We start from the raw sequence: 839 nt of genomic DNA, 5'->3' as shown, positions 1-839 counted from the left end.
GGGGTCGGTTCCGGCTGAGGGCGAAATGACACCCTAAGCGAAATGGCCGGGTTTGGCTGGAGAACGGACTGGTGGCTTTCCGACAGCGATCCTCTACTCGCTGCCATCTCGAGTTCGCCCGGTTTTTCTGTACGCAGCGGGCTTTGCGGAAGCACTGCCCTGAATATCTTCCGGTCGAGCGCCCGCCGGGCAAATAAGTTGCTTCAGCACCCGGCCTCAGACAAATGCCTGTTATGGAGGGACCCGGGACGGTAGCTGTACGGATCAGATCGGGCTGGGGCTGGCTTGTGCTGGTGACCTTAACTGTCTCCACCATTGGTGACGAGATCTCCCTCATCACTCTGATGTTTCGGGCTGCCGAGAACGAGACGCGTTTTGCCGTGCCCATGCTGCTGATTGCGCAGCTGCTACCTGGTTTAATCGCTGCTCCGTTCATCGGTCGCTTTGTCGATAGGCGTGATGCTGGCAGAATACTTGTCGTCACCGGCCTAGCACAAGCGGCGCTTCTCGCCTGGATTGCCGGCAACACGGCGATGTTGCCGACGCTCGTTGGCGCAAGCGTGCTCAGCATCTGCTTCGCCATCAGCGGAACGGCGACCTTCGCGCTTATACCCGTACTGGCGACAGCACTTGGCATGCCGCTCAGCCGCGCGAATTCCGTGCTTGAGCTTGTGCGCGGTGTTGGGATGCTTGCAGGTCCGGTAGCGGGCGGTATCCTGATTGCGTGGATCGGCGCGCGCAGTGCTTTGCTCATTGATGCTGCCAGCTACGTCTTGCTCGCCACCGTGATCCTGGCCAGCGGCTTGCGCCGGCCGATAGCGCCGGATGAGCAGGAACCT

General features: G+C 60.8%; 1 protein-coding gene. It reads left to right on the top strand.

The window, feature by feature from the left end:
• Positions 1 to 287 precede the first annotated feature (287 nt).
• Positions 288 to 839, top strand: a 552-nt coding sequence (locus ACH0BU_RS18130) for an MFS transporter (protein WP_500264486.1), incomplete at its 3' end; no start/stop codon positions are given.

It is taken from the genome of Sphingomonas olei, from assembly GCF_045369765.1.
GTDB classification, from domain to species: Bacteria; Pseudomonadota; Alphaproteobacteria; order Sphingomonadales; family Sphingomonadaceae; genus Sphingomonas; species Sphingomonas panaciterrae.
This window is presented reverse-complemented; position numbering and strand designations above follow the sequence as displayed.